Origin of the sequence: Zhenhengia yiwuensis (assembly GCF_014384995.1) — a bacterium.
Taxonomy (GTDB): Bacteria; Bacillota; Clostridia; order Lachnospirales; family Cellulosilyticaceae; genus Zhenhengia; species Zhenhengia yiwuensis.
The window spans coordinates 1-20,280 of sequence record NZ_JACRSY010000006.1; the positions used below are offsets into that span (position 1 = coordinate 1).

Genomic DNA, 20,280 nt, shown 5'->3' on the forward strand with positions numbered 1-20,280 from the left:
TTTCACCTGCACAATTTGAAGAATTAAATTCATAAAATCAACTTAACTTTGTGTCTACTTTTTATTGACAACTCCACAGTTTTATTATTTAAACTGTCTACCTTAAGGGGAGCATATCAATGCGTATAAAGTGATAACCTCTTTCCTATTAGAATAATAAATGTCCTATAAGTGCAATTACAGGAAGTGTGATAACTGTTCTTTGTAAGAAGATAATAAAGAGTTCTTTTAAATTTACTGGAATTTTAGAGCTAAGTAAAAGTGCTCCTACTTCTGATAAGTAGATAAGCTGTGATACAGATGCACAAGCTACTACAAAACGTGTCATATCCGATTCTACCCCTGAAATAAGGATAGATGGAAGAAGCATGTCTGCAAAACCAGCAAGAAGTGTACTAGATGCTGTTAATGCTTCAGGTATACCAAGAACTGCAAGTAAAGGATAGAATGGTAAACCTAATATTTTAAACACTGGTGTATATTCAGCAATGATAAGAGCAATTGTTCCTACACCCATTACGACAGGAATAACTGCAAACCACATATCTATAACATTTTTGAAACCATCTACTAGAATACATTGTTTAATGCTTTGGTGCTTAGCTTTATCAAGTGCTTTCTCAAAACCGTATGTGAAAGAAGTGTATCCTTTTGGTAAGCTTTCAGTGTATTTTGGAGCAGAACCATCAATAAGTAAATCTTTTTTCTTAGCTAAAGGTCCGAATTTAGGTACTAAAATTGCTGCTATAATACTTGCAAGTGTTACTGTTAAGTAAAATGGAATAAACATATGGCTAAGGCCTACTGTTTCAGCAATAATAAGTGTGAAAGTAATTGAAACAAGTGAGAAAGTAGTTCCGATTACACAAGCTTCTCTTTCTGTATAGAAACCGTCTTCATATTGTTTACTTGTAAGAAGTACACCAATTGTACCATCACCAAGCCAAGAAGCAATACAGTCAATTGCAGAACGACCTGGAAGTTTAAATACAGGACGCATAACTTTTACAAGTAATGCACCTGCGAACTCAAGAAGTCCGAAGTTTAATAATAAAGGAAGTAAAAGTGCTGCAAAGAAGAAAATAGTAAAGAGTACAGGAAGAAGATCCGCTAAGATAAGACCACCTGTAGCTCCGCCATAGATAAATTCTGGGCCGATTTCAAATACAGCACATGTAAGGAATATAACGCTTAATAAACGGATAACAAACCATACAGGTGTTACATTGAAAAGTGTATTTAAAAACTCATTTTCTAGAATGCATTTAGGTTTTACTACTTTAGCAATGATACTTCCCATAGCTGTAATTGCAGTAATGACTAATAAAATATAAGGAAGAAAATCACTAAGGATACCTTGAAGTCCTTTTGATAAAATAGCCACTGGAATAGTAATGCCACTTTCTGTAGTAATTGGTATCATAAATAAAAATATCCCGATTAGCGATGGGACAATAAATTTAATCATAGATGTGAATGAATATTTCTTCATTTTTATGTTCCCTTCTTGTAATGATATTTCGTTCTATCAAATCTTGTAACAGTATAATTTATAAGTTATAAAAATGCAATGATTAATTTACATAAATATGTATAAAAATTAAAATCTGAAATATACTAAAGACCTAGTAGAGTAGAGAAGTTCTTGTTATAATAAAGAAGAATATTTATTAAATAAGTATTTAGTGAAGATATAAAAGGAGATTCCACATATGTTACATGCTTTTCAAAGAACAGAGATGCTCTTAGGTTCAGAAGCACTGGAAACACTTAAAAATAGTACAGTAGCTATCTTTGGGGTAGGTGGTGTAGGTTCTTATACAGCAGAAGCTTTAGCAAGAACAGGTGTAGGCCATCTAGTGCTTATAGATAGCGATACTGTTTGTGTAAGTAATATTAATAGACAAGTTCATGCTACTACCGAGACGGTAGGTAGACCAAAAGTTGAAGTAATGAAAGAGCGTATTGCGCTTATTAATCCAGATGCTAAGGTAACAACTTATCAAATGCTTTATAATGCAGAAACTGCAGAAAGTATGCTTAGCGAAGAATATGACTATGTAGTAGATGCTATTGATATGGTAACTTCTAAGATTGACCTTGTAGTAAGATGTAAGGAGAAAAACATACCTATTATAAGTGCTATGGGAGCAGCAAATAAAATGGATCCTACACGTTTAGAGGTAAGTGACATTTATAAGACAAGTGTGTGCCCACTTGCAAAAGTTATGCGCCAAGAGCTTAAAAAAAGACGCGTAAAAAAACTTAAAGTAGTTTATTCAAAAGAGACTCCTCTTAAACCATCACAACCAGAACCAGGTGAAATCCCAGCTTCAGGTTGGACAAGAAGACAAATTCCAGCTTCAGTAGCTTTTGTACCTTCTGTATCAGGTCTTATTATTGCTGGGGAAATAGTAAAAGAATTAATAGGATATAAAGCTTAAAAAAACACCCTTTTAGGGTGTTTTTTTAGTGGATTGGGTGTATATTTTTTTTATATAGGCTATTTTAATAAAAGGTTAGAGGAGAGGATAAGATGGTTAAACATATTGTAATGTGGAAAGTAGCAGAGCACCCGGTACATGGGAGTAAGGAAGAAGTCATGGCAAAGATTAAAGCTGGACTTGAAGGGCTTAAAGGGCAAATAGAAGGGCTTGTAGAAATAGAAGTGGGGATGAACTTTAATCCTGCAGAAACTGCTTATGATGTAGTACTTTATTCTGTATTAGAAAGCAAAGAAGCACTTGCTTTCTATCAAGCCCATCCAAAGCATTTAGAGGTAGCTAATAATCTTGTAAGACAGGTGGCTACATCAAGGGTTGTTGTAGACTACGAACAATAAGAGAGGTTACATAGGATTCCATTAGGCAAACTTTGAGGTGGACTTTACGCCATGTATTGTATAAAAGGAATGGATTAAGACAATCTCATAAAGAGTGGTTAAGAAAGTTTGAAATCGAACATATGTTTGAATTTGCTCAAACGCCATGTTATAGTAAAAGAAACAGACAACAAAGGAGAACATCATGATTAATCAAATTGGTAAAATTACACTTTATGTGAATGATCAAGAAGAAGCAAAGAAGTTCTGGACAGAGAAAATGGAATTTGTAGTAAAGTTTGAGGCACAGATGGGGCCAAATATGACATGGCTTGAAGTAGGTCCAAGAGAAGAAGCTTTTACTACTTTTGTGTTATATAATAAGGCCTTAATGCAAATGCAGAAACCAGATATGGCTTTAACACATCCTAGCATTCTTTTAAGCACAAAAGATATTGAAGTGGCACATATGAAGATGAAAGCAAATGGTGTGGAAGTGCAAGATATTATGATTATGCCATATGGCAAAATGTTTAGTTTTAAAGATCAAGACGGTAATGATTACTTATTACGTGAAGATAAATAAAAGCAAAGATAAAAAAGCCTTTAAGTACGTTATTAAAGTACTTAAAGGCTTTTTTTATGTAATGATCTTTAACGATAAGGGTCTTAAGGGAGTGATAAAATCCTTTAAAAGGTCCTATCATAACTATAATAATTCCTATAATCTCTAAAAGATGAAAATGAGAACTATTCAAAGAGCCTTGTAACACCTACTAAAGTACTTAAAGAAGAATCTAGGCTTAATGTAACAGTAAGATCGGGTGCTACTTTCTGTAATTGGTTTAAGAAGCTCTCTTTAAAAAGAGGGAAACTTTTAGCAATTTGTCCGCCCAGGACTAGGGTGTTTGGTTGAAAGGTTTGTAAGAAACATGTAATAGCCTGAGCAAAGCGGGCACCAAAGATATGGAAAGTTTTAAGAGAAGATTCACAACCTTCTAAGGCTAAATCATAGATGGATTTAACATCATTTACAAGGACATGATGGAGGCTTTCATGTAGTTTAAGAATACCTCTAGCAGAAATATAATCATCAATAATACTATCAAGAAAAGGAGTATCATAAACCCAGCCATTAAGTGGGACATTAGGATGATTTGTAATAAGCTTGCCATCTTCTAAGAAGGCTGAGCCAAGTCCTGTACCGATGCAAAGACAAAGAACCTTACCTTGCATAAGGGCTTGGTTTAATACAGTTTCTCCTAAAGCATACAAGCTAGCATCATTTTCAAATTTAATTTTACAGTTAGGACTTGCAACCTCATTAAAAAGTTTATTTTCTCTAAGTCGTAATAAGATTTCTTTCCCCAGAAAGATGCCGTACAAACTATCGTATTTATTAATATTTTGCATGAGAGGGATACCTTTTTCATAATCAAAAGGACCAGGGAAAGCCATACCAATACCTATAACATGTATAGGATAAGGTGCCTCTTTAATTTTATCTAAAATAATATGAGTAAAATGATTTAATAAGGTTTCCTTATCTTCTTTTGCAAGAGAAGGGTAGTGGGTAATACCTGGTGTAAGGAGTGTACCATTAGGTGTAATAACACTTGTTTTAATAGAAGTTCCACCTACATCTAAGGCGATAAATGTATTCATAAAGTAATCCTTTCTAAAATATATTATAATATGACATTAAACATTATAACATATTGAAATATGTTATAACATATGATAACATCAAAATAGATTTAAAAATTCCCATGAGGTTATTAGGAGGGCTATTATGCTTGATCGTAAATGGCAGATTTATGTTATTCATCATTCTCATACAGACATAGGTTATACAGATTTACAAGAAAAAATTATGTACAACCACATAGATTATATCCGTTCAGCAGTTAAAATGACTGAAGAAGTTCCAGAATTTAGATGGAATTGTGAAACATACTATTGCGTAGAAAAATTCCTTGAAGAAGTAGATGAAGAAGAAAGAAAAGCGTTTATAGAACGTATCAAGGCAAATGGTATTGGTTTATCAGCAACTTATTTAAACTTTACAGATTTAGTAGATAAAGCAGTATTGACAAAACGTACAAAAGAGATGGTAGATTACTTTAAGCAATATGAGCTGCCTGTTAAAGTTGCTATGAATGCAGATATTAATGGGATTTCACTTGGAGCATTAGATGCACTTTTAGATAATGATATTGAGTTCTTGTACATGAATATTCACTGTCACCATGGAATGTACCCGCTTTATCAAAATCAAAAACCTTATTATTGGAAAAATAAAGCAGGTAAAAAATTACTTGTATGGAGTGGTGAGCATTATAACTTAGGGAATGCTTTAGGACTTGTACCGAATAAGCATGCTAACTTTATGACACAGAATTATTTTGCGGGAGCAAAACCAAAGACGCCAGTAGAGAGCTTAAAAGATAATCTTTATGCTTATCTTAAAGAATGTGCAGATAATGATTATCCATATGATTTCATTCCTACAAGTGTATCAGGGGTATTTAGTGATAATGCACCACCAAACATGGATATTCTCACTATGATCCAAGAATTTAATAAGGCTTATGGTGATGAAGTTGAAATCAGAATGGTAACAGTAGCAGAGCTTTATGAGGCTATTAGGGATAGATTAGGTGAGATTCCAACTTACGAAGGTGATTTAACAGATTGGTGGGCACACGGCGTAGGGAGTACACCATATCCTGTTAAACATTATAAAGACGCACAACGTATGTACCACTTATGTGAAAGGCTAGACCCTGAACATAAAGTAATGAAAGAACAGTTTGTAAGAGATGCAGAAGATAACTTACTGGTTTATTCAGAGCATACATGGGGGCATTCTTCAACTATTACAAATCCTTATGATACGATGGTACAAAACCTTGATATTCGTAAAAATAGTTATGCTTCTAAGGCACATGAAGCGGCTGCTAAGAATCTTAACCGTATCTTACACAGTAGAGGAGATAAGTTAAGATACTATGATAGAGATGGTAAAATTAAAGCGATTAATACATCGGACCGAGTAGGTAAAAAAGTAGTAGAATTCTATATTGAAGTATGGGGATATGATGATGTAGAAGTTGTAGAGGTGGCAACAGGTAAGGTAATGAATACCCAAATTTCAAGCCATCCAAGAGGGGTACTGATTAGCTTTATTGACGACTTCAATGCTTTTGAAGAAAAAGTTTATACGTTTAAAGAGGTACCTAAAGTAGCTTCAAAAAATAATTCACGTGTAGCTTACATGGGCTCTGAAAGAGTTAAAGATATCATTAATAGCTATGATCCAGTAACTTATACACTTCCATATCAAATTGAAAGTGATTATTTTAGAATTCGTTATGAAATGGGTAAAGGGGTTACTTCCTTCTATAATAAAGTAGAAGAAAGAGAGATGCTTAAAGAAGGAGATGCGAAATTCTTCACACCAATCTATGAAAATACAGAAATTCGTACAGATATCTATGAAGAAAGACGTCTCCTAGGTAGAAATATTAGAGGACTTCATGCTAAGAAATATATAGGAGAATTAACAGAAGTTAAACTTATCGATAACGGTAAAGTTTTCAAAACTATAGAGCTTATTTATAAATTAGAAGGTACCTATTTCAGTTCTGTAGTGATTAGAATGTACAATGAACTGCCAAAGATTGAGTTCAAGTATAAAATTGCAAAAACACTTTCAGAAGACATTGAAAATATCTTACTTCCTCTAACATTAGATCTACCTGGCAGAACACTTTATATGGATAAGAGTGATGTTACCTTTAAACCAGGAGTAGACCAGCTTCCAGGAACTTGTATGGAATACTACCTTATCGACAATGGCCTAGTCTATGAAACAGAAAAGAGCAGTATTTTAATCCAAACAAAAGATGCCCCAATGGTTTATATGGGAGAACTTAAACATCATCCGATTTTACTATGCGACAATAAAGAAGAAAACAACCAACGTGATGTATACTCTTGGATTATGAATAATATCTGGGAAACAAACTTCAAAATGGATTTATCAGGTATTACAGAATTCTGCTACAGCTTAAATATGATAGAAACAGAAAAAGTAGAAGGTAGCTTTAAAGCTATGAAGGATGAAGACTACGGTGTTGTTACATTTATGATCGATTAGAAAGAGGTAAGAAGATGGCAAAATATGATAAATATCCAGAAGTTAAAGTAAAAGGTTATGACCACTGTGCTTGGCAAGGTTATGATCAGATTACTAAGGTATTAGAAGAAAGATTAAATTCAAATAGTAAAAATGTAGTGGTAGTAGATTGCTACCCAGGCGTAGATGTTAAAGAGGTAGTAGAAGGGCTAAGTACACTTAATTTTGATAAAGTGATTTATTCAGATGAATGTGCACTTAAAGGGGAAGCTTTAACAGCAGCCATTGATGCATATCTTACAGAAGATCGTGTATTTGGTGTTCTTACAACAAAGAATTTTCAAGATGTTTTTAGAGAGGATAAGATAGGGGAAGCTAAAGGTCAGATTGAAGGAGCTAAGGGGAATGTACTTGTATGTGGAACAGGTGCAGGACTGATTACAACAGGAGATGTTTATATCTTTGCAGACCTTGCCAGATGGGAGATTCAGCTTCGTTACCGTAAAGGTATGTCTAACTGGAATGTAGAAAATAGTGACGCACCTATTTTAACCAAGTACAAAAGAGGTTTCTTTGTAGAGTGGCGCATGGCAGATAGACACAAAGTTGCTCATTACAAGAACTTTGATTATGTACTTGATACAAATGTAGCAAATGAACCTAAACTTGTAAGCGGTGAAGCCTTCTTTGCAGGTCTTAATGAAACGGCACATAGACCATTTAGAGTTGTCCCATATTTCGATGCAGGGGTATGGGGTGGTCAATGGATGAAGGAAGTATGTGACCTAGACAGAGAAGCTGAAAACTTTGCGTGGAGCTTTGATGGGGTGCCAGAAGAGAATAGTTTATATCTTCGATATGGTGATGTAAGACTTGAAGTACCTTCTACTAATGTTGTGTTCTATAGACCACAAGCTTTATTAGGAACTAAAGTTCATGCAAGATTTGGTACAGAGTTCCCGATTCGTTTTGACTTCCTAGATACAATGGGAGGCCAAAATTTATCTTTACAAGTGCATCCTCTTACAGAGTATATCCAGCAAACCTTTGGTATGCACTATACCCAAGATGAGAGTTATTACATACTAGATTGTAAAGAAGAAGCGAAAGTTTATCTAGGTGTTAAAGAAGGTATTAAGCCAGAAGAGATGATAGAAGACTTAAAATCAGCTCAAAGGGGTGAAATGAGCTTTGATGCTGAGAAGTATATTAATACTTTTGATGTGAAAAAGCATGACCATTTCCTTATTCCAGCAGGAACTATTCACTGTTCTGGTAAAGATACGATGGTACTTGAAATTAGTGCAACACCTTATATCTTTACCTTTAAGCTTTGGGACTGGGATAGACTTGGTCTAGATGGTTTGCCACGCCCAATCCATATTGAGCATGGTGAAAAAGTAATCGACTGGACACGTACAACTGCTTGGGTAGAAAGAGAACTTGTAAATCCAGTGGAGCAAGTAGCAGAAGGTGAAGGCTATATAGAAGAACGTACAGGCCTACACGAGCGTGAATTTATTGAAACACGTAGACATTGGTTTACAGAAACTGTACACCACACTACACAAGGCAGTGTAAATGTGTTAAATTTAGTAGAAGGTGAAGAAGCTGTTGTAGAGAGTCCTACAGGTGAGTTTGAACCGTTTGTTGTACATTATGCAGAAACATTTATCATTCCTGAAAGTGTTAAAGCTTATACTATTAGACCACATGGACCATCTGTTGGGAAAAAACTTGCTACAATCAAAGCTTATGTAAGATAAGAAGGTAAAAGTAGGAGGACTTATATGTTAGTAAGAAGTAAAGGGGCACCTACGCTAAAAGAGCAGTTAATCAGTATTATTAAATCAGATATTGAGACTGGCGTATACAAAGAAGGTGAACTCTTACCTAGAGAGATTGATTATGAAGAAAAATATGGTGTAAGCCGTATTACGGTAAGAGCAGCCATTGGTGAGTTAGAACAAAAAGGATATGTTGAGCGTATCAAGGGTAAGGGCACTATCGTACTAAAATATAGGAAATCCGAACCATTATTAAAGATAGAAGGTTTCACGGATGAGATGAGAGCGAAGGGGATAGTTCCAACTACTGCCTCGGCTATGATTAAACTGGTAAAGGCTGATGCAGACTGCGGGGAAGCGTTAGGTATTGAGAAGGGCATGCCTGTTTATGAATTAATCAGGGTGAGATGTATCAATGGTATTCCTATTGTACGCTTTAAGACCTATATTAAAAGTACAATAGATATGTCTTTAGATTCTAACTTATACTATGAGTCTCTTTATGAATATTTAAGAAGAGAACAAGGAATAGAAATCTCTAAGATTAAACAGCGTATTACCGCAGGTCTTGCAGATGAAGTTCTTGCTAAAGAATTAAACTGTAATAAAAAAGGACCTATGCTTATTTTAAAAAGAGTAGGCTATGACCAAAATGATGAAGTCTTTGAATATACTGAAGGGCAGTATGTGGCTTCACGTTATGAATACTATATGGAACTTACAAAATAAAACAAGATGCACATGCTAATCGGCATGTGCATCTTGTTTTATTTCCCAATGAATAATAAGCGTCATAAGGGCACGTAAGAGTATAATAGCACCAAGGATGATAATCTCATCTAAAGTACGAACAAGCACAGTTTTAAGAATTTCGGCAGCCAACTTAAACTCTAAAGACATGGCCATAGAGTTAGCAAAGTGGCTTTTGGTAATAGTGAAATTGTTATGTAAGAGGCCTTTAAGGTAGCAGTAAAAGCCATCAAAAGCCCCTACGGCAAGGACAATGATACCCATTGTTTCAAGGAGATGAATAAGGGTAGGAAGATATTGGTTAATGAGGTGCTCAAGCATTTAAAGACCTCCTTTCTAAGTAGCTTGGCCACGTTTCAGGTCTATACAAAGTATGTTATGATAAGAAGAGATAGAACTAAAACTTTAAAGGAGTTTATACAAATGGCAAAGAAATTAGTATTAGCAGAAAAGCCAAGCGTAGCACGTGATATTGCACGTGTTCTAAAATGCAGCAAAAAAGGCAATGGATATATAGAAGGTAATGATTATATTGTAACTTGGGCATTAGGTCACTTAGTAGGACTTGCAGACCCAGAAGCTTATGATGATAAATATAAGACTTGGACAATGGAGTCTCTTCCAATGCTTCCAAAACAAATGAAATTAGTCGTTCTTAAAGGTGGCGGCAAGCAGTTTAATGCTGTCAAAGAGCAGATGAATCGTAAGGATGTAGGTGAAATTATTATTGCTACAGATGCTGGACGTGAAGGAGAACTTGTAGCAAGGTGGATTATTGAAAAAGCTAGGGTGAATAAGCCGATGAAACGCCTATGGATTTCTTCTGTAACGGACAAGGCTATTTTAGATGGATTTAAACATCTTCATCCTGCTAAAGAATACGATCACCTTTATGAAGCAGCAGTATGCCGTGCAGAGGGGGACTGGGTAGTAGGGCTTAACGTAACACGTGCTCTTACTTGTAAGTATAATGCACAGCTTTCAGCAGGACGTGTACAGTCAGCAACTCTTGCTATGATTGTAGCAAGAGAAGAAGAAATTAAAAATTTCAAACCAGAAGACTACTTTAACCTTAAAGCGAAAGTTAAAGGCTTTAGTTTAGATTGGCAAGGTGCAAAAGGGCCTCATATTTATAAAAGTGATGTAGCTAAGAAAATTGTTGATGAAGTAGAAGGTAAGGCACTTAAAGTCACAAAGGTAGATGAGACGAATAAAAAAGCTTATGCACCGGCCCTTTATGACTTAACAGAGCTTCAAAGAGATGCCAATAGGCTTTATGGCATGAGCCCAAAAGAGACCCTTTCTATTATGCAAAGACTCTATGAAAACTATAAAGTCCTTACTTACCCAAGAACAGATTCACGTTATATTTCCCAGGACATTGTGCCAACACTGAAAGATCGCTTAGAAGCTGTTAGCGTGGGACCTTATAGAGCAGCAGTAAAGAGTATTCTTCAAAATGGCATTAAACCGAGCAAACATTTTGTAAATAATAGCAAAGTATCGGATCATCATGCTATTATTCCAACAGAGGAAAGTGTCATGCTATCAAACTTAAGTAATGACGAGCGTAAAATCTATGAGCTTGTTATTAAACGTTTCTTAAGTGTTCTTTTACCACCATGTGAGTATAAACAAACAACTATTGAGGCTAACGCAGGCGAGCATACTTTTATTGCAAAAGGTAAGGTTATGCTTAAACAAGGTTGGAAGATGGTATTTGATAAAGACGAAGATGGCGAAGAAGGTTTCAAAGAAAACTTACCAGAAGTTAAAGTAGGAGATGAACTTAAAGTACTAGGTGTAGAATGCTTAAAACTTCAGACGAAAGCACCAGCACGCTTTACAGAAGCTACGCTTCTTTCAGCTATGGAAAGCCCACATAAATACGTGAAGGTAAGTAAGGAAGCAGCTAAAACACTTGGAGAGACAGGTGGTATTGGTACAGTTGCTACAAGAGCAGATATTATTGAGAAACTCTACAATATGTTCTATATTGAGAAAAATGGCAACAGTATTATACCAACTTCAAAAGGGAAACAACTTATTGATCTTGTGCCAGAAGACTTAAAGTCACCACTTCTTACAGCTAAATGGGAAAGAGAACTAGACTTAATCAGTAAAGGCAAACAAAATCCAAAAGACTTTACTATGCGTATGCGTAAATATAGTGGTGAGCTAGTAGATGCTGTAAAGGGCAGTACAGATAAGTTTAGACATGACAATATAGTCGGTAAACGTTGCCCAGAGTGTGGCAAAAATCTACTTGAAGTAAAAGGCAAACATGGCATGATGTATGTATGTCAGGATAGAAACTGTGGTCATAGAGAAAATATTAGTAAGTTTACGAATGCACGCTGCCCACAATGCCATAAAAGACTTGAACTACGCGGTCAAGGTGATGGACAAATCTATGTATGTACAACGTGTACATTTAGAGAAAAAGCAAATGCCTTTAAAAAGCGTTTTGAAGATAAACCAGGTAAAGTAGATAAGAAATCCGTACAAAAATATATGAAACAACAGCAGAAAGAGGATGAAGGTAACTTTGCATTTGCAGAGCTCTTTGCTAATTTAAATAAAAAATAAGAAATAGGGAAAATGAGAGATTATGCGTATAACGGAAGGGATTGTAAATATATCAGTAAGAGAACTTGTAGAGTTTGTCATGCGCTCAGGTAGTATTTTTGCTTCCTTTGTCAGTAGAGCAAGAGCTGTAGAGGGGACCAAAGCACATAAGAAAATTCAGGAATCTATGAATGCAAACTATGAGAAAGAGGTTAAACTTGTCCATGAATGTGAAGCTTCTGGGATTACCTTTATCGTAGAAGGTCGTGCGGATGGAATTATGATGGACCTTATTGCTGTGACTATAGATGAGATTAAGTCTACCCGTACAAGTCTTGATGTAATAGATGAAGACTACAATCCCTTTCACTGGGCGCAGGCTAAGTGTTATGCTTATTTCTATGCAAGTGAGCATCACTTAAAAGATATGAATGTACGCTTAACTTATTACAACCTCGATACCAAGGAGACTAAGCATCTTCTAAAAGTTTATACCCATGAAGAACTTGAGGACTTCTTTAAGGGGGTTATAGAGAAGTACGCTCTCTGGATTCGTTTCTATATGGATTGGGGAGCAGAGCGTACAAAGTACCTAAAGGCATTATCCTTCCCTTTCGAAAATTATAGGGCAGGCCAAAGGGAGTTAGCGGTTAATGTATATAAAAGTATTACAAATGAGGCTAAGTTATATGTTAATGCACCTACAGGTATAGGTAAGACCATCTCTACGCTCTTTCCAGCCTTAAAAGCTATGGGAGAAGGTCATGTAGGTAAGATTTTTTACTTAACGGCTAAGACCATTACCAGGACGGTAGCAGAAAAAAGTATTAAGATGATTTATGATAAAGGGACACGTGTAAAGGCTATCACTCTGACGGCTAAGGATAAAATATGCTTTTTAGATGAACGGAATTGTCACCCAGACTTTTGTAAATATGCAGAGGGTCATTTTGATAGAGTAGATGAAGCTGTATATGATGCCATTACGCATACAGACTTATTTACAAGAGAAGTGATAGAGGCATATGCAAAAAAGTATCATGTATGTCCTTTTGAATTAGCTTTAGACTTAGCCATATATGCCGATGTGGTTATTTGTGACTATAATTATGTCTTTGACCCTACAGTTGCGCTTAAACGCTTTTTAGACCAGAGGGACTTTGTGATTTTAGTAGACGAAGCTCATAACCTAGTAGAAAGAGCAAGGGAGATGTACTCCGAGAGTGTATCTAAAAATCAGTTTCTAAGTGTGAGAAGGTCTATTAGCAAGCAGTATCCCACAATAGCTCAGTCTTTAAGTAAGCTAAATGATTATATGCTAAGTGTCCGTAAGGATTATATTGATTTGACTGGAAGTATGATTAGTAAGGAAGAGCCTACTAAGCTGTATAGGCTTCTTAGAACTTTTATTAATGAATGTGATAAGAAACTGCAAAAGGGCGCTATGCACAAGTTACCTCAAGACCTACTAGAGCTGTATTTTAGAGCTTATAATTTTAACAAAATCTATGAGTTCTTTGATGAAAGATATATTACGTATGCAGACCAAGTAGAGGGAGACTTAATGCTTAAGCTATTCTGTATGGATCCTTCTTATTTAATTGGTAATATGATTAGCACCTGTAAAAGTGTTATTTTCTTCTCTGCTACCCTTATGCCTATCGATTATTATAAATATATGTTAGGTGGAGAGGGAGAGCGTGCCATTGCTCTTCCTTCACCTTTTGATAGGGAGAAGGCTCTAAAGCTTATTGCAACAGATGTATCTACTAGGTATCAGCATAGAGAAAGAAGCTATGAGAAAATCTGTGAGTATATTAGAAAAGTAAGCCAGGGTAAAGTAGGCAATTATATGGTCTTTTTCCCTTCTTATAAATATATGAAAGATGTACATGCCTACTTTATAACCCATTATGAGGGATATGATATTTGTATGCAGGACACAAGTATGGATGAAGAGTCAAGGGAAGCATTTTTATCACAGTTTGAGGTAAATCCCGTAAAGACAAAGATAGGTTTCTGTGTGCTTGGAGGAATTTTCTCTGAAGGCATTGACTTAACAGAAGATAGACTTATAGGTGTTCTAGTGGTAAGTGTAGGATTGCCACAGATAGGGTTAGAGAAAGATTTAATTAAGTATCACTTTGAAGAACAAGGCAAAGATGGTTATCACTATGCCTATACTTATCCAGGTATGAATAAGGTACTTCAAGCAGTAGGAAGGCTTATTCGTACGGAAAAGGATGAAGGGGTTATTGTGCTTATCGATGACCGTTTTAATAGTCCACTGTACAGTAGCTTGATGCCACTAGAGTTAAGTGATAGAAAGTGTGTGCATTTAGGGCAAGTGGAGGAAATTGTAGAGAAGTTTTGGAGACAAAAAACTCCCTTACTATAAAATAGAAGGGAGTAAATTAGCACTCTGCAAGAGTAATTCACCATAATCACTATTAAGAATATATTGCTGACCTTCTATAGCAAATACGCTTCTTAGTAAACTGCATCCATCACCTTGGTTACTTTGATGACAGCTAATGATTTTGCCGTCATGGTATTTCTCCGCATTACAGGCAGGAATAACTTCGAGTGATTCAGTAGTGTCCTCCCCGATGCCTCCAAATAGAGTAACTTCTATATGGCGGTCCTTTAAAAGGTGAGCTTTAGCATTAAGGTCATCTAGAAAAGGATTTGTGAGGGACATATAATGTTGGGGGATGGAATAAGTTCTATTTTTATAGGTATAGAAGAGATAATCTCCATAGTCACCAGAAGGTATAAATTGGGCAAGTGAAGGGAAACTATTGCGTAGAAATGGTGTATGCATTCTATTAGATTTTGAAAAAACTTGCAGGTACAAATTTAGGTTTAAAGAAATAAAGTCAGGGTTAGACATACAAGTGATAGGAATGCTACCGTTATTTAAGTAGCTGAAAGCAGGGATCAAGCCAGCATTGGGAGTGCCGATAAGAATCATGTGATTAATACTATAGTCATAAGAGTCTGATTGTGCATAGGTTCTGGCAATAAGGCCACCTGTACCATGACATACAAGATTGACTTTAGGAACGCCTGAAACTTGTTTGACTTTATGAATAAGAGGACCTAATGTATAAAGAGCAAGGTCATCGACTTTTTGACGCCAATCATAAAACATAATAAAAAGGTCAGTGTTCATCGTATATCCATAATCTAGTAGCTGTTTTACAAAGCGTTTGCCTGTATAATGAGATGGGCCGAAGTGCCAAGATCCCATACCAGGAAGAATTTCTGTGCCTAAGGAGCCGAATAGTCCAGGAATATAAATTAAAGGTGTTTTACTTTGCATTCACTCACCTCCTTCTTATATAGTGTATGCATAGACAAGCAGGGTGTGATAAAATCCTTGAAGTTAAAATAAATAAAATATATGATAGAAACAGTTAATAAAAAGGGGTGTGACAACATGAAAAAGCCAAAAGTATGTATTATTTTTACCGGTGGAACCATTTCCATGACAGTAGATGAGAATATTGGAGCAGCTATTCCAACCTTATCAGGGGAACAAATTTTATCAATGGTTTCAAATATTGATAAATTAGCAGATATAGAAGTTGTGAATTTATGTGAGATTCCTGGTCCTCATATGACCATTAGTAAACTATTAGAACTTAAAGCACTTATTAAGAAAACTTTAGATAGAGATGATATAACAGGTGTTATCGTAACACATGGCACAGATACTTTAGAAGAAACAGCTTACTTCTTAGACCTAACAATCAATCATACAAAGCCGGTAGTAGTAGTAGGCGCGATGCGTAACAGTTCGGAACTTGGTTATGATGGTTCAAGCAACTTAGCAGCAGCAGTATGTACAGCTATTTCTCCAAAAGCAGTTGGTAAAGGGGTGTTAGTTGTCCTTAATAATGAGGTTAACATTGCAGCAGAGGTTACAAAAACGAATACTTTATCACTTAATACTTTCCAATCACCTTATGGGCCATTAGGAATTATTGATACAAATGATTTGATAGTTTATCGTGATATTGCATATAGACAGCATATTGATACAGATAAAGTAGAACATAGAGTAGACCTAATTAAAGCTGTACTCGATATGGATGATAGGTTTATTAGACTTGCAGTAGATGCAGGGGCAAAAGGCATTGTAGTAGAAGCAATGGGAAGGGGTAACTTACCACTTAAAATGCTTGAAGGGGTTAAATATGCACTTTCAAAGGGTGTCGTTGTAGTCATTGTTTCAAGATGTAGTTCAGGACGCGTATTTGAGTCTTATGGCTATGAAGGCGGTGGTAAAGAGCTTTCAGATTTAGGTGCTATTATGGGTGGAGAAATGAGGGGGCCTAAAGCAAGATTAAAACTTATGCTTGGTCTTGGTAAAACAACGAATATAGACGAAATCCGTAAACTCTTTACAGAAGAGAGCTATATATTATAAATGGACAAAGGGCAGTCCTACAACACATGAGTGAGTTGTGGGACTGCCCTTTGTCCATCTTATTATACAATCTATTTACTTATTTTAGATTGTAGCCCTTGCCAATCTGCTAAAAATTTCTCTATACCACTAGAAGTAAGAGGGTGATTAATCATTTGGGTAATAACACTGTAAGGAATAGTAGCAATATGGGCACCAGCTTTAGCAGCTTCAAGAACATGAATAGGGTGGCGCACACTAGCGGCAATAATCTCTGTAGAGATACCATGAATTTCAAAGATTTCAGCAGTGTCTTCAATAAGTGACATGCCATTAAAACCAATGTCATCTAACCTACCAATAAAAGGACTGACATAAGTGGCACCGGCACGTGCAGCAAGAAGTGCCTGTTGAACGGAGAAGATAAGTGTAACGTTGGTTTTGATACCTTTTTCAGTAAGTTGCTTTGTTGCTTTTAAACCCTCTTCACACATTGGAATTTTGATAACAATATTAGGATGAATTTGAGCAAGAGTAGTGCCTTCTTCTACCATCTTAGAAGCTTCTAAGGTAATGACTTCTGCGCTGATAGGTCCATCTACTATAGAAGAAATTTCTTTAATAACTTCTTCAAAAACAAGTCCTTCTTTGGCGATAAGAGAAGGGTTAGTGGTAACGCCACAAATAACCCCTAGTTCGTTGGCTTTACGAATATCTGTTACATTGGCTGTATCAATAAATAATTTCATAATTCTACTCCTTATACTTTATAGTTACTCGTAGCATGTGTATGATGGAGTAAAATTATGAGGGAATGGGTATATTAAGTGGAAGATTATAACACACGTAGGGAGTAGGGCTTATGAATAATGCAACTATTTCAGATGAAACACTCATTCTTATTACAACAGCCATTATTATGGGCACATTAACGAGACTTATTACACTTAAACTAGATTATAGACAATATCCGAGTTACCCTAATGGCTATTTTACTCATTGTGTACTGGGATTTATAGCCGCAGCCATAGGTGCTGTAGCTATGCCAGCTATAAAGACCAAAAATTTTGTAGCGATGACTTTTCTAACTATTGCTATTCAGCAATTTAGAGATGTAAGGCGTGCAGAAAGAGAAAGCTTAGTCTCTCTTGAAAATACAGAGTTTACGGTAAGGGGAGACGCTTATATAGATGGTATTTCTAAGACTTTTGAATCACGCAATTATATGGTGCTTATGGTATCACTAGTTACAGGGATTGTGATGCAATTATTAGAAGATCATAGTATCCCTATGCAGGTTGGAGCAGGCGTATTAGCAGGAAGTATTACTTTTACTTTTCTTAGGATTTTTACAAGAGGTCAGACCGTAGGACAAGTAGCTGATGTAGCTATTGGAAAGGTAGAAGTAAAGGGAGCAGAGCTTTTTGTAGATGATATTTATGTATGTAATACATTAGGAACAGAAAATGCTCATAAGATGATGGCGGAAGAAGGAATGGCCGCAGTCATTACACCCAAGGAACAACATTATCGTATTACATTAGATAATTTTGGGCAAAGGCAGGCCATTCTATTTGAGGTATGTAGAGCGCTAGGAGTAAAGCGGTATCATTTTACGCGTAAGGAATATAAGGAAGGCAAAATTGTAGTAGCTATTGTACCGATTATAAGAGATGAAATGTTTATGATGCAGGTGATTAAAGAGACACCTTTACTTGAAAATGTAACCAAGTATCATGGTATTATGAAACATAAATATATCAGTAAAGGAGAGTAAATCATGCATGAGAGAACGAATTATTTAGAATATCTTGGGTATGTTACAACAAAGAAAGATAGAGTACTTAATGGTGCAGGGCTTATGCTTTATGCGAGTACGCCTGAAGAAGCCAGTGAACTTAGTCTAGACGTTGCTAAAGCCATGAGGTGCGATGTGGTACAGCTAAAATGTGGGGATTATTTACTCGTAAGTGTACCTAAGTAGTAGGAAAGATGGGACAAGCAGCATAAATTTTTATATAATGAAACTAAGAAGCAACGTAAGGGGGGAAGTTATGAAAATACTTATTGATGGAGATGGATGTCCAGTTATAGACCTTACCATTAAAGTAGCTAGAAAATATGGTATAGAAGTAGTTATTTTTTGTGATACAGCACATATGATAGACAGGCTTGGAGTTAAAACAATTATTATACAAAAAGGCATGGATGCAGTAGATTTTATGATAGCAAACAATGTTCATAAAGAGGATATTGTCGTTACTCAAGATTATGGATTAGCAGCTATGATTTTATCTAAAAAAGCAGCAGCTATTAATCAAAATGGTTTTATCTATACAGAAGGAAATATTGATCAGATTCTTTTTAGAAGGCATGTAGTAAAGGTTGCGAGGAAATCAGGTGCGCGTCTTAAAGGGCCTAAAAAACGTACAGAAGAGGATAATATTAAATTTAAAGAAGGTCTTATAAAATTATGTGAAGCAAAGCTCGCACAAGAAAAAACGCCCTTGTAAATTGGTAGCTATAGCTACAGAAAAATAAAAAAGGGGACGCTATAATAAGTGTAAGAAACTTATATATTAAGAAAGCAGGTAAAGAGATGAAAGCAATAGAAATTATGATGAATGAACATAGAGCTATTGAACGCCTTATTATAGTAGTACGTCAAATTTGCAAAGGCATTATGAATGGGGAACCTATTTGCTATGAGGACTTTGAAAAGATTATAGATTTTATAAGGGTTTACTCAGATGAACACCATCATGGGAAAGAAGAAAAGTGCCTTTTTAACCAAATGCTTATCCATTTAGGTGCTTTAGGTGAAAAGCTGATAAAAGGTGGCATGTTGGTCGAACATGATTTAGGTAGACTGTACGTGAAGGACCTTGAAGAAGCACTTGAACGTGTCAAAGCTGGGGATGAGGAAAGTAAACTTGATGTGATAGCTAACGCTATTAGCTATACACATTTACTTACAAGGCATATAGCAAAGGAAGATGAGCTCATTTATCCATTTGCACTAAATAAGCTTCCGCAAGAAATCGTTGAAGAGGTTAATAAAGCATGCTTAGCTTTTGAACAGGAAGCAGCTCAAAAGAGTGTACAAGATTCTTATTTAGAAGTGCTTAGCAAATTAGAGGAAAAATATAAATAATATCACAGAGAAAACAGACCTCTTGTAAAATGGCCATTTTAAAAGGACATGTTATACATTTGAAGAGGATGGAATAAATAGAAGAAGAGGGCTACCTGAGGGTAGCCCTTTTTGTATTTTCAGTAAGGGATAGGTAGGCTACTAGCGTCTTCCAAAGAAGCCAGTGCTGCGGGATGGGGTAGTGGACTGGATGACGCCACAGGCTAGGCGGAGGCCGGAGTTACCAGCAGGTTGAGTCATAAAGTCATCGGCTTTTTCGTGCAGGATAAAGGACTTTCCTATAACGTCTCTTACATTAAATGCACTTGTATAGACAGACATCATCGCTGTTCCATTAGTAGAGAGGATAGGTGGAAGGTCTCCTGCATGGAAGGGATGAGGTTGATTGGTTGGGTTCCAGTGGCCACCAGCTGCTGTAAAAGGATCAGCAGGATTTCCAACTGTGCAGTTACCAAACTCATGAATATGGAAACCATGGAAGTCTACTTTTTGCCCGGTAGTAGTGTTAACGGGGATACCTACAATATATGTTCTAATATAAACGCCATCAGATAATTGATACAGTAAGATACGCCCTCTAAGGCTGGGGGCCAATGGACCACCTTTTAAATTAGCGAAAGCATCAGGTTGAAGTTCATCAAAATC

At 36.0% G+C, this 20,280-nt stretch carries 19 protein-coding genes; 13 read left to right on the forward strand and 6 right to left on the reverse strand.

Translation table 11 applies throughout. The features are described 5' to 3' along the window. Positions 1 to 148: 148 nt before the first annotated feature. Positions 149 to 1,423, reverse strand: coding sequence for a YjiH family protein (locus H8718_RS04785; RefSeq protein ID WP_330597583.1), 1,275 nt, complete (start codon positions 1,421 to 1,423; stop codon positions 149 to 151). A gap of 289 nt (positions 1,424 to 1,712) precedes the next feature. On the opposite strand from H8718_RS04785, the gene H8718_RS04790 reads away from it, so the two are divergent. From H8718_RS04790 to H8718_RS04800, 3 genes are all read left to right on the forward strand, one after another. Next, a complete protein-coding gene (locus tag H8718_RS04790) occupies positions 1,713 to 2,444 on the forward strand; it encodes a tRNA threonylcarbamoyladenosine dehydratase (RefSeq protein WP_177671817.1) in 732 nt (243 codons plus the stop codon). A 92-nt stretch (positions 2,445 to 2,536) separates the two neighbouring features. Next, on the forward strand, positions 2,537 to 2,842 hold the full coding sequence (locus H8718_RS04795) for a Dabb family protein (protein WP_177671818.1): 306 nt from the start codon (positions 2,537 to 2,539) through the stop codon (positions 2,840 to 2,842). Positions 2,843 to 3,026: 184 nt separating this feature from the next. After that, entirely contained in the window at positions 3,027 to 3,407 is a 381-nt protein-coding gene (locus tag H8718_RS04800; protein WP_249331973.1) for a VOC family protein, read from the forward strand. 164 nt (positions 3,408 to 3,571) lie between these two features. On the opposite strand, the gene H8718_RS04805 is transcribed toward H8718_RS04800, so the two are convergent. Next, the gene (locus H8718_RS04805; protein ID WP_249331975.1) at positions 3,572 to 4,486 is read right to left on the reverse strand and encodes an ROK family protein; all 915 of its coding nucleotides are present in this window, start codon (positions 4,484 to 4,486) and stop codon (positions 3,572 to 3,574) included. Positions 4,487 to 4,613: 127 nt separating this feature from the next. Here H8718_RS04805 and H8718_RS04810 point away from each other — a divergent pair, with 127 nt between their 5' ends. Genes H8718_RS04810 through H8718_RS04820 form a run of 3 tightly spaced genes read left to right on the forward strand, consistent with a single transcriptional unit; the run spans position 4,614 to position 9,478 of the window. Next, on the forward strand, positions 4,614 to 6,983 hold the full coding sequence (locus tag H8718_RS04810) for a glycoside hydrolase family 38 N-terminal domain-containing protein (RefSeq protein WP_249331977.1): 2,370 nt from the start codon (positions 4,614 to 4,616) through the stop codon (positions 6,981 to 6,983). Positions 6,984 to 6,997: 14 nt separating this feature from the next. Further along, positions 6,998 to 8,728 carry a class I mannose-6-phosphate isomerase gene (locus H8718_RS04815; protein WP_249331978.1) on the forward strand — a complete coding sequence of 577 codons (1,731 nt, stop codon included), beginning with the start codon at positions 6,998 to 7,000 and terminating at the stop codon, positions 8,726 to 8,728. Positions 8,729 to 8,752: 24 nt separating this feature from the next. Then, the gene (locus H8718_RS04820) at positions 8,753 to 9,478 is read left to right on the forward strand and encodes a GntR family transcriptional regulator (RefSeq protein ID WP_249331980.1); all 726 of its coding nucleotides are present in this window, start codon (positions 8,753 to 8,755) and stop codon (positions 9,476 to 9,478) included. Positions 9,479 to 9,493: 15 nt separating this feature from the next. Here the strand turns inward: H8718_RS04820 and H8718_RS04825 are convergent, their stop codons facing one another. Then, positions 9,494 to 9,820, reverse strand: coding sequence for a DUF1622 domain-containing protein (locus tag H8718_RS04825; RefSeq protein WP_177671824.1), 327 nt, complete (start codon positions 9,818 to 9,820; stop codon positions 9,494 to 9,496). A 102-nt stretch (positions 9,821 to 9,922) separates the two neighbouring features. On the opposite strand from H8718_RS04825, the gene H8718_RS04830 reads away from it, so the two are divergent. Both H8718_RS04830 and H8718_RS04835 read left to right on the forward strand, forming a co-directional pair. After that, entirely contained in the window at positions 9,923 to 12,088 is a 2,166-nt protein-coding gene (locus H8718_RS04830) for a DNA topoisomerase III (RefSeq protein WP_249331982.1), read from the forward strand. A 22-nt stretch (positions 12,089 to 12,110) separates the two neighbouring features. Continuing rightward, entirely contained in the window at positions 12,111 to 14,465 is a 2,355-nt protein-coding gene (locus H8718_RS04835; RefSeq protein ID WP_249331984.1) for an ATP-dependent DNA helicase, read from the forward strand. On the opposite strand, the gene H8718_RS04840 is transcribed toward H8718_RS04835, so the two are convergent. Next, on the reverse strand, positions 14,460 to 15,392 hold the full coding sequence (locus H8718_RS04840; protein ID WP_249331985.1) for an esterase/lipase family protein: 933 nt from the start codon (positions 15,390 to 15,392) through the stop codon (positions 14,460 to 14,462). The two genes, H8718_RS04835 and H8718_RS04840, sit on opposite strands and share 6 nt — an antisense overlap. A 117-nt stretch (positions 15,393 to 15,509) precedes the next feature. Here H8718_RS04840 and H8718_RS04845 point away from each other — a divergent pair, with 117 nt between their 5' ends. Beyond that, entirely contained in the window at positions 15,510 to 16,502 is a 993-nt protein-coding gene (locus H8718_RS04845; protein WP_249331987.1) for an asparaginase, read from the forward strand. Between the two features lie 71 nt (positions 16,503 to 16,573). Here H8718_RS04845 and fsa read toward each other — a convergent pair whose 3' ends face one another. Then, positions 16,574 to 17,230 carry a fructose-6-phosphate aldolase gene (gene fsa / locus H8718_RS04850; protein WP_249331989.1) on the reverse strand — a complete coding sequence of 219 codons (657 nt, stop codon included), beginning with the start codon at positions 17,228 to 17,230 and terminating at the stop codon, positions 16,574 to 16,576. 113 nt (positions 17,231 to 17,343) lie between these two features. Between fsa and H8718_RS04855 the strand changes: the two genes are divergently transcribed. The 4 genes from H8718_RS04855 (at position 17,344) to H8718_RS04870 (ending at position 19,635) form a co-directional block, all read left to right on the forward strand. Next, complete coding sequence (locus tag H8718_RS04855; protein WP_177671830.1) at positions 17,344 to 18,258, forward strand: YIEGIA domain-containing protein; 915 nt, start codon at positions 17,344 to 17,346, stop codon at positions 18,256 to 18,258. A gap of 3 nt (positions 18,259 to 18,261) precedes the next feature. Continuing rightward, on the forward strand, positions 18,262 to 18,465 hold the full coding sequence (locus H8718_RS04860; protein ID WP_177671831.1) for a capping complex subunit for YIEGIA: 204 nt from the start codon (positions 18,262 to 18,264) through the stop codon (positions 18,463 to 18,465). 70 nt (positions 18,466 to 18,535) lie between these two features. Beyond that, complete coding sequence (locus H8718_RS04865; protein ID WP_249331990.1) at positions 18,536 to 18,994, forward strand: YaiI/YqxD family protein; 459 nt, start codon at positions 18,536 to 18,538, stop codon at positions 18,992 to 18,994. Between the two features lie 86 nt (positions 18,995 to 19,080). After that, positions 19,081 to 19,635 carry a hemerythrin domain-containing protein gene (locus tag H8718_RS04870; protein WP_177671833.1) on the forward strand — a complete coding sequence of 185 codons (555 nt, stop codon included), beginning with the start codon at positions 19,081 to 19,083 and terminating at the stop codon, positions 19,633 to 19,635. Between the two features lie 141 nt (positions 19,636 to 19,776). On the opposite strand, the gene H8718_RS04875 is transcribed toward H8718_RS04870, so the two are convergent. Beyond that, entirely contained in the window at positions 19,777 to 20,229 is a 453-nt protein-coding gene (locus tag H8718_RS04875) for a superoxide dismutase family protein (RefSeq protein WP_249331991.1), read from the reverse strand. Positions 20,230 to 20,280 lie beyond the last annotated feature (51 nt).

Excerpts from the sequence above, each read along its gene's own strand:
- H8718_RS04785 (WP_330597583.1), bottom strand. The coding sequence starts at position 1,423 with ATGATACCAATTACTACAGAAAGTGGCATTACTATTCCAGTGGCTATT.
- H8718_RS04790 (WP_177671817.1), top strand. The coding sequence starts at position 1,713 with ATGTTACATGCTTTTCAAAGAACAGAGATGCTCTTAGGTTCAGAAGCA.
- H8718_RS04795 (WP_177671818.1), top strand. The coding sequence starts at position 2,537 with ATGGTTAAACATATTGTAATGTGGAAAGTAGCAGAGCACCCGGTACAT.
- H8718_RS04800 (WP_249331973.1), top strand. The coding sequence starts at position 3,027 with ATGATTAATCAAATTGGTAAAATTACACTTTATGTGAATGATCAAGAA.
- H8718_RS04805 (WP_249331975.1), bottom strand. The coding sequence starts at position 4,486 with ATGAATACATTTATCGCCTTAGATGTAGGTGGAACTTCTATTAAAACA.
- H8718_RS04810 (WP_249331977.1), top strand. The coding sequence starts at position 4,614 with ATGCTTGATCGTAAATGGCAGATTTATGTTATTCATCATTCTCATACA.
- H8718_RS04815 (WP_249331978.1), top strand. The coding sequence starts at position 6,998 with ATGGCAAAATATGATAAATATCCAGAAGTTAAAGTAAAAGGTTATGAC.
- H8718_RS04820 (WP_249331980.1), top strand. The coding sequence starts at position 8,753 with ATGTTAGTAAGAAGTAAAGGGGCACCTACGCTAAAAGAGCAGTTAATC.
- H8718_RS04825 (WP_177671824.1), bottom strand. The coding sequence starts at position 9,820 with ATGCTTGAGCACCTCATTAACCAATATCTTCCTACCCTTATTCATCTC.
- H8718_RS04830 (WP_249331982.1), top strand. The coding sequence starts at position 9,923 with ATGGCAAAGAAATTAGTATTAGCAGAAAAGCCAAGCGTAGCACGTGAT.
- H8718_RS04835 (WP_249331984.1), top strand. The coding sequence starts at position 12,111 with ATGCGTATAACGGAAGGGATTGTAAATATATCAGTAAGAGAACTTGTA.
- H8718_RS04840 (WP_249331985.1), bottom strand. The coding sequence starts at position 15,392 with ATGCAAAGTAAAACACCTTTAATTTATATTCCTGGACTATTCGGCTCC.
- H8718_RS04845 (WP_249331987.1), top strand. The coding sequence starts at position 15,510 with ATGAAAAAGCCAAAAGTATGTATTATTTTTACCGGTGGAACCATTTCC.
- fsa (WP_249331989.1), bottom strand. The coding sequence starts at position 17,230 with ATGAAATTATTTATTGATACAGCCAATGTAACAGATATTCGTAAAGCC.
- H8718_RS04855 (WP_177671830.1), top strand. The coding sequence starts at position 17,344 with ATGAATAATGCAACTATTTCAGATGAAACACTCATTCTTATTACAACA.
- H8718_RS04860 (WP_177671831.1), top strand. The coding sequence starts at position 18,262 with ATGCATGAGAGAACGAATTATTTAGAATATCTTGGGTATGTTACAACA.
- H8718_RS04865 (WP_249331990.1), top strand. The coding sequence starts at position 18,536 with ATGAAAATACTTATTGATGGAGATGGATGTCCAGTTATAGACCTTACC.
- H8718_RS04870 (WP_177671833.1), top strand. The coding sequence starts at position 19,081 with ATGAAAGCAATAGAAATTATGATGAATGAACATAGAGCTATTGAACGC.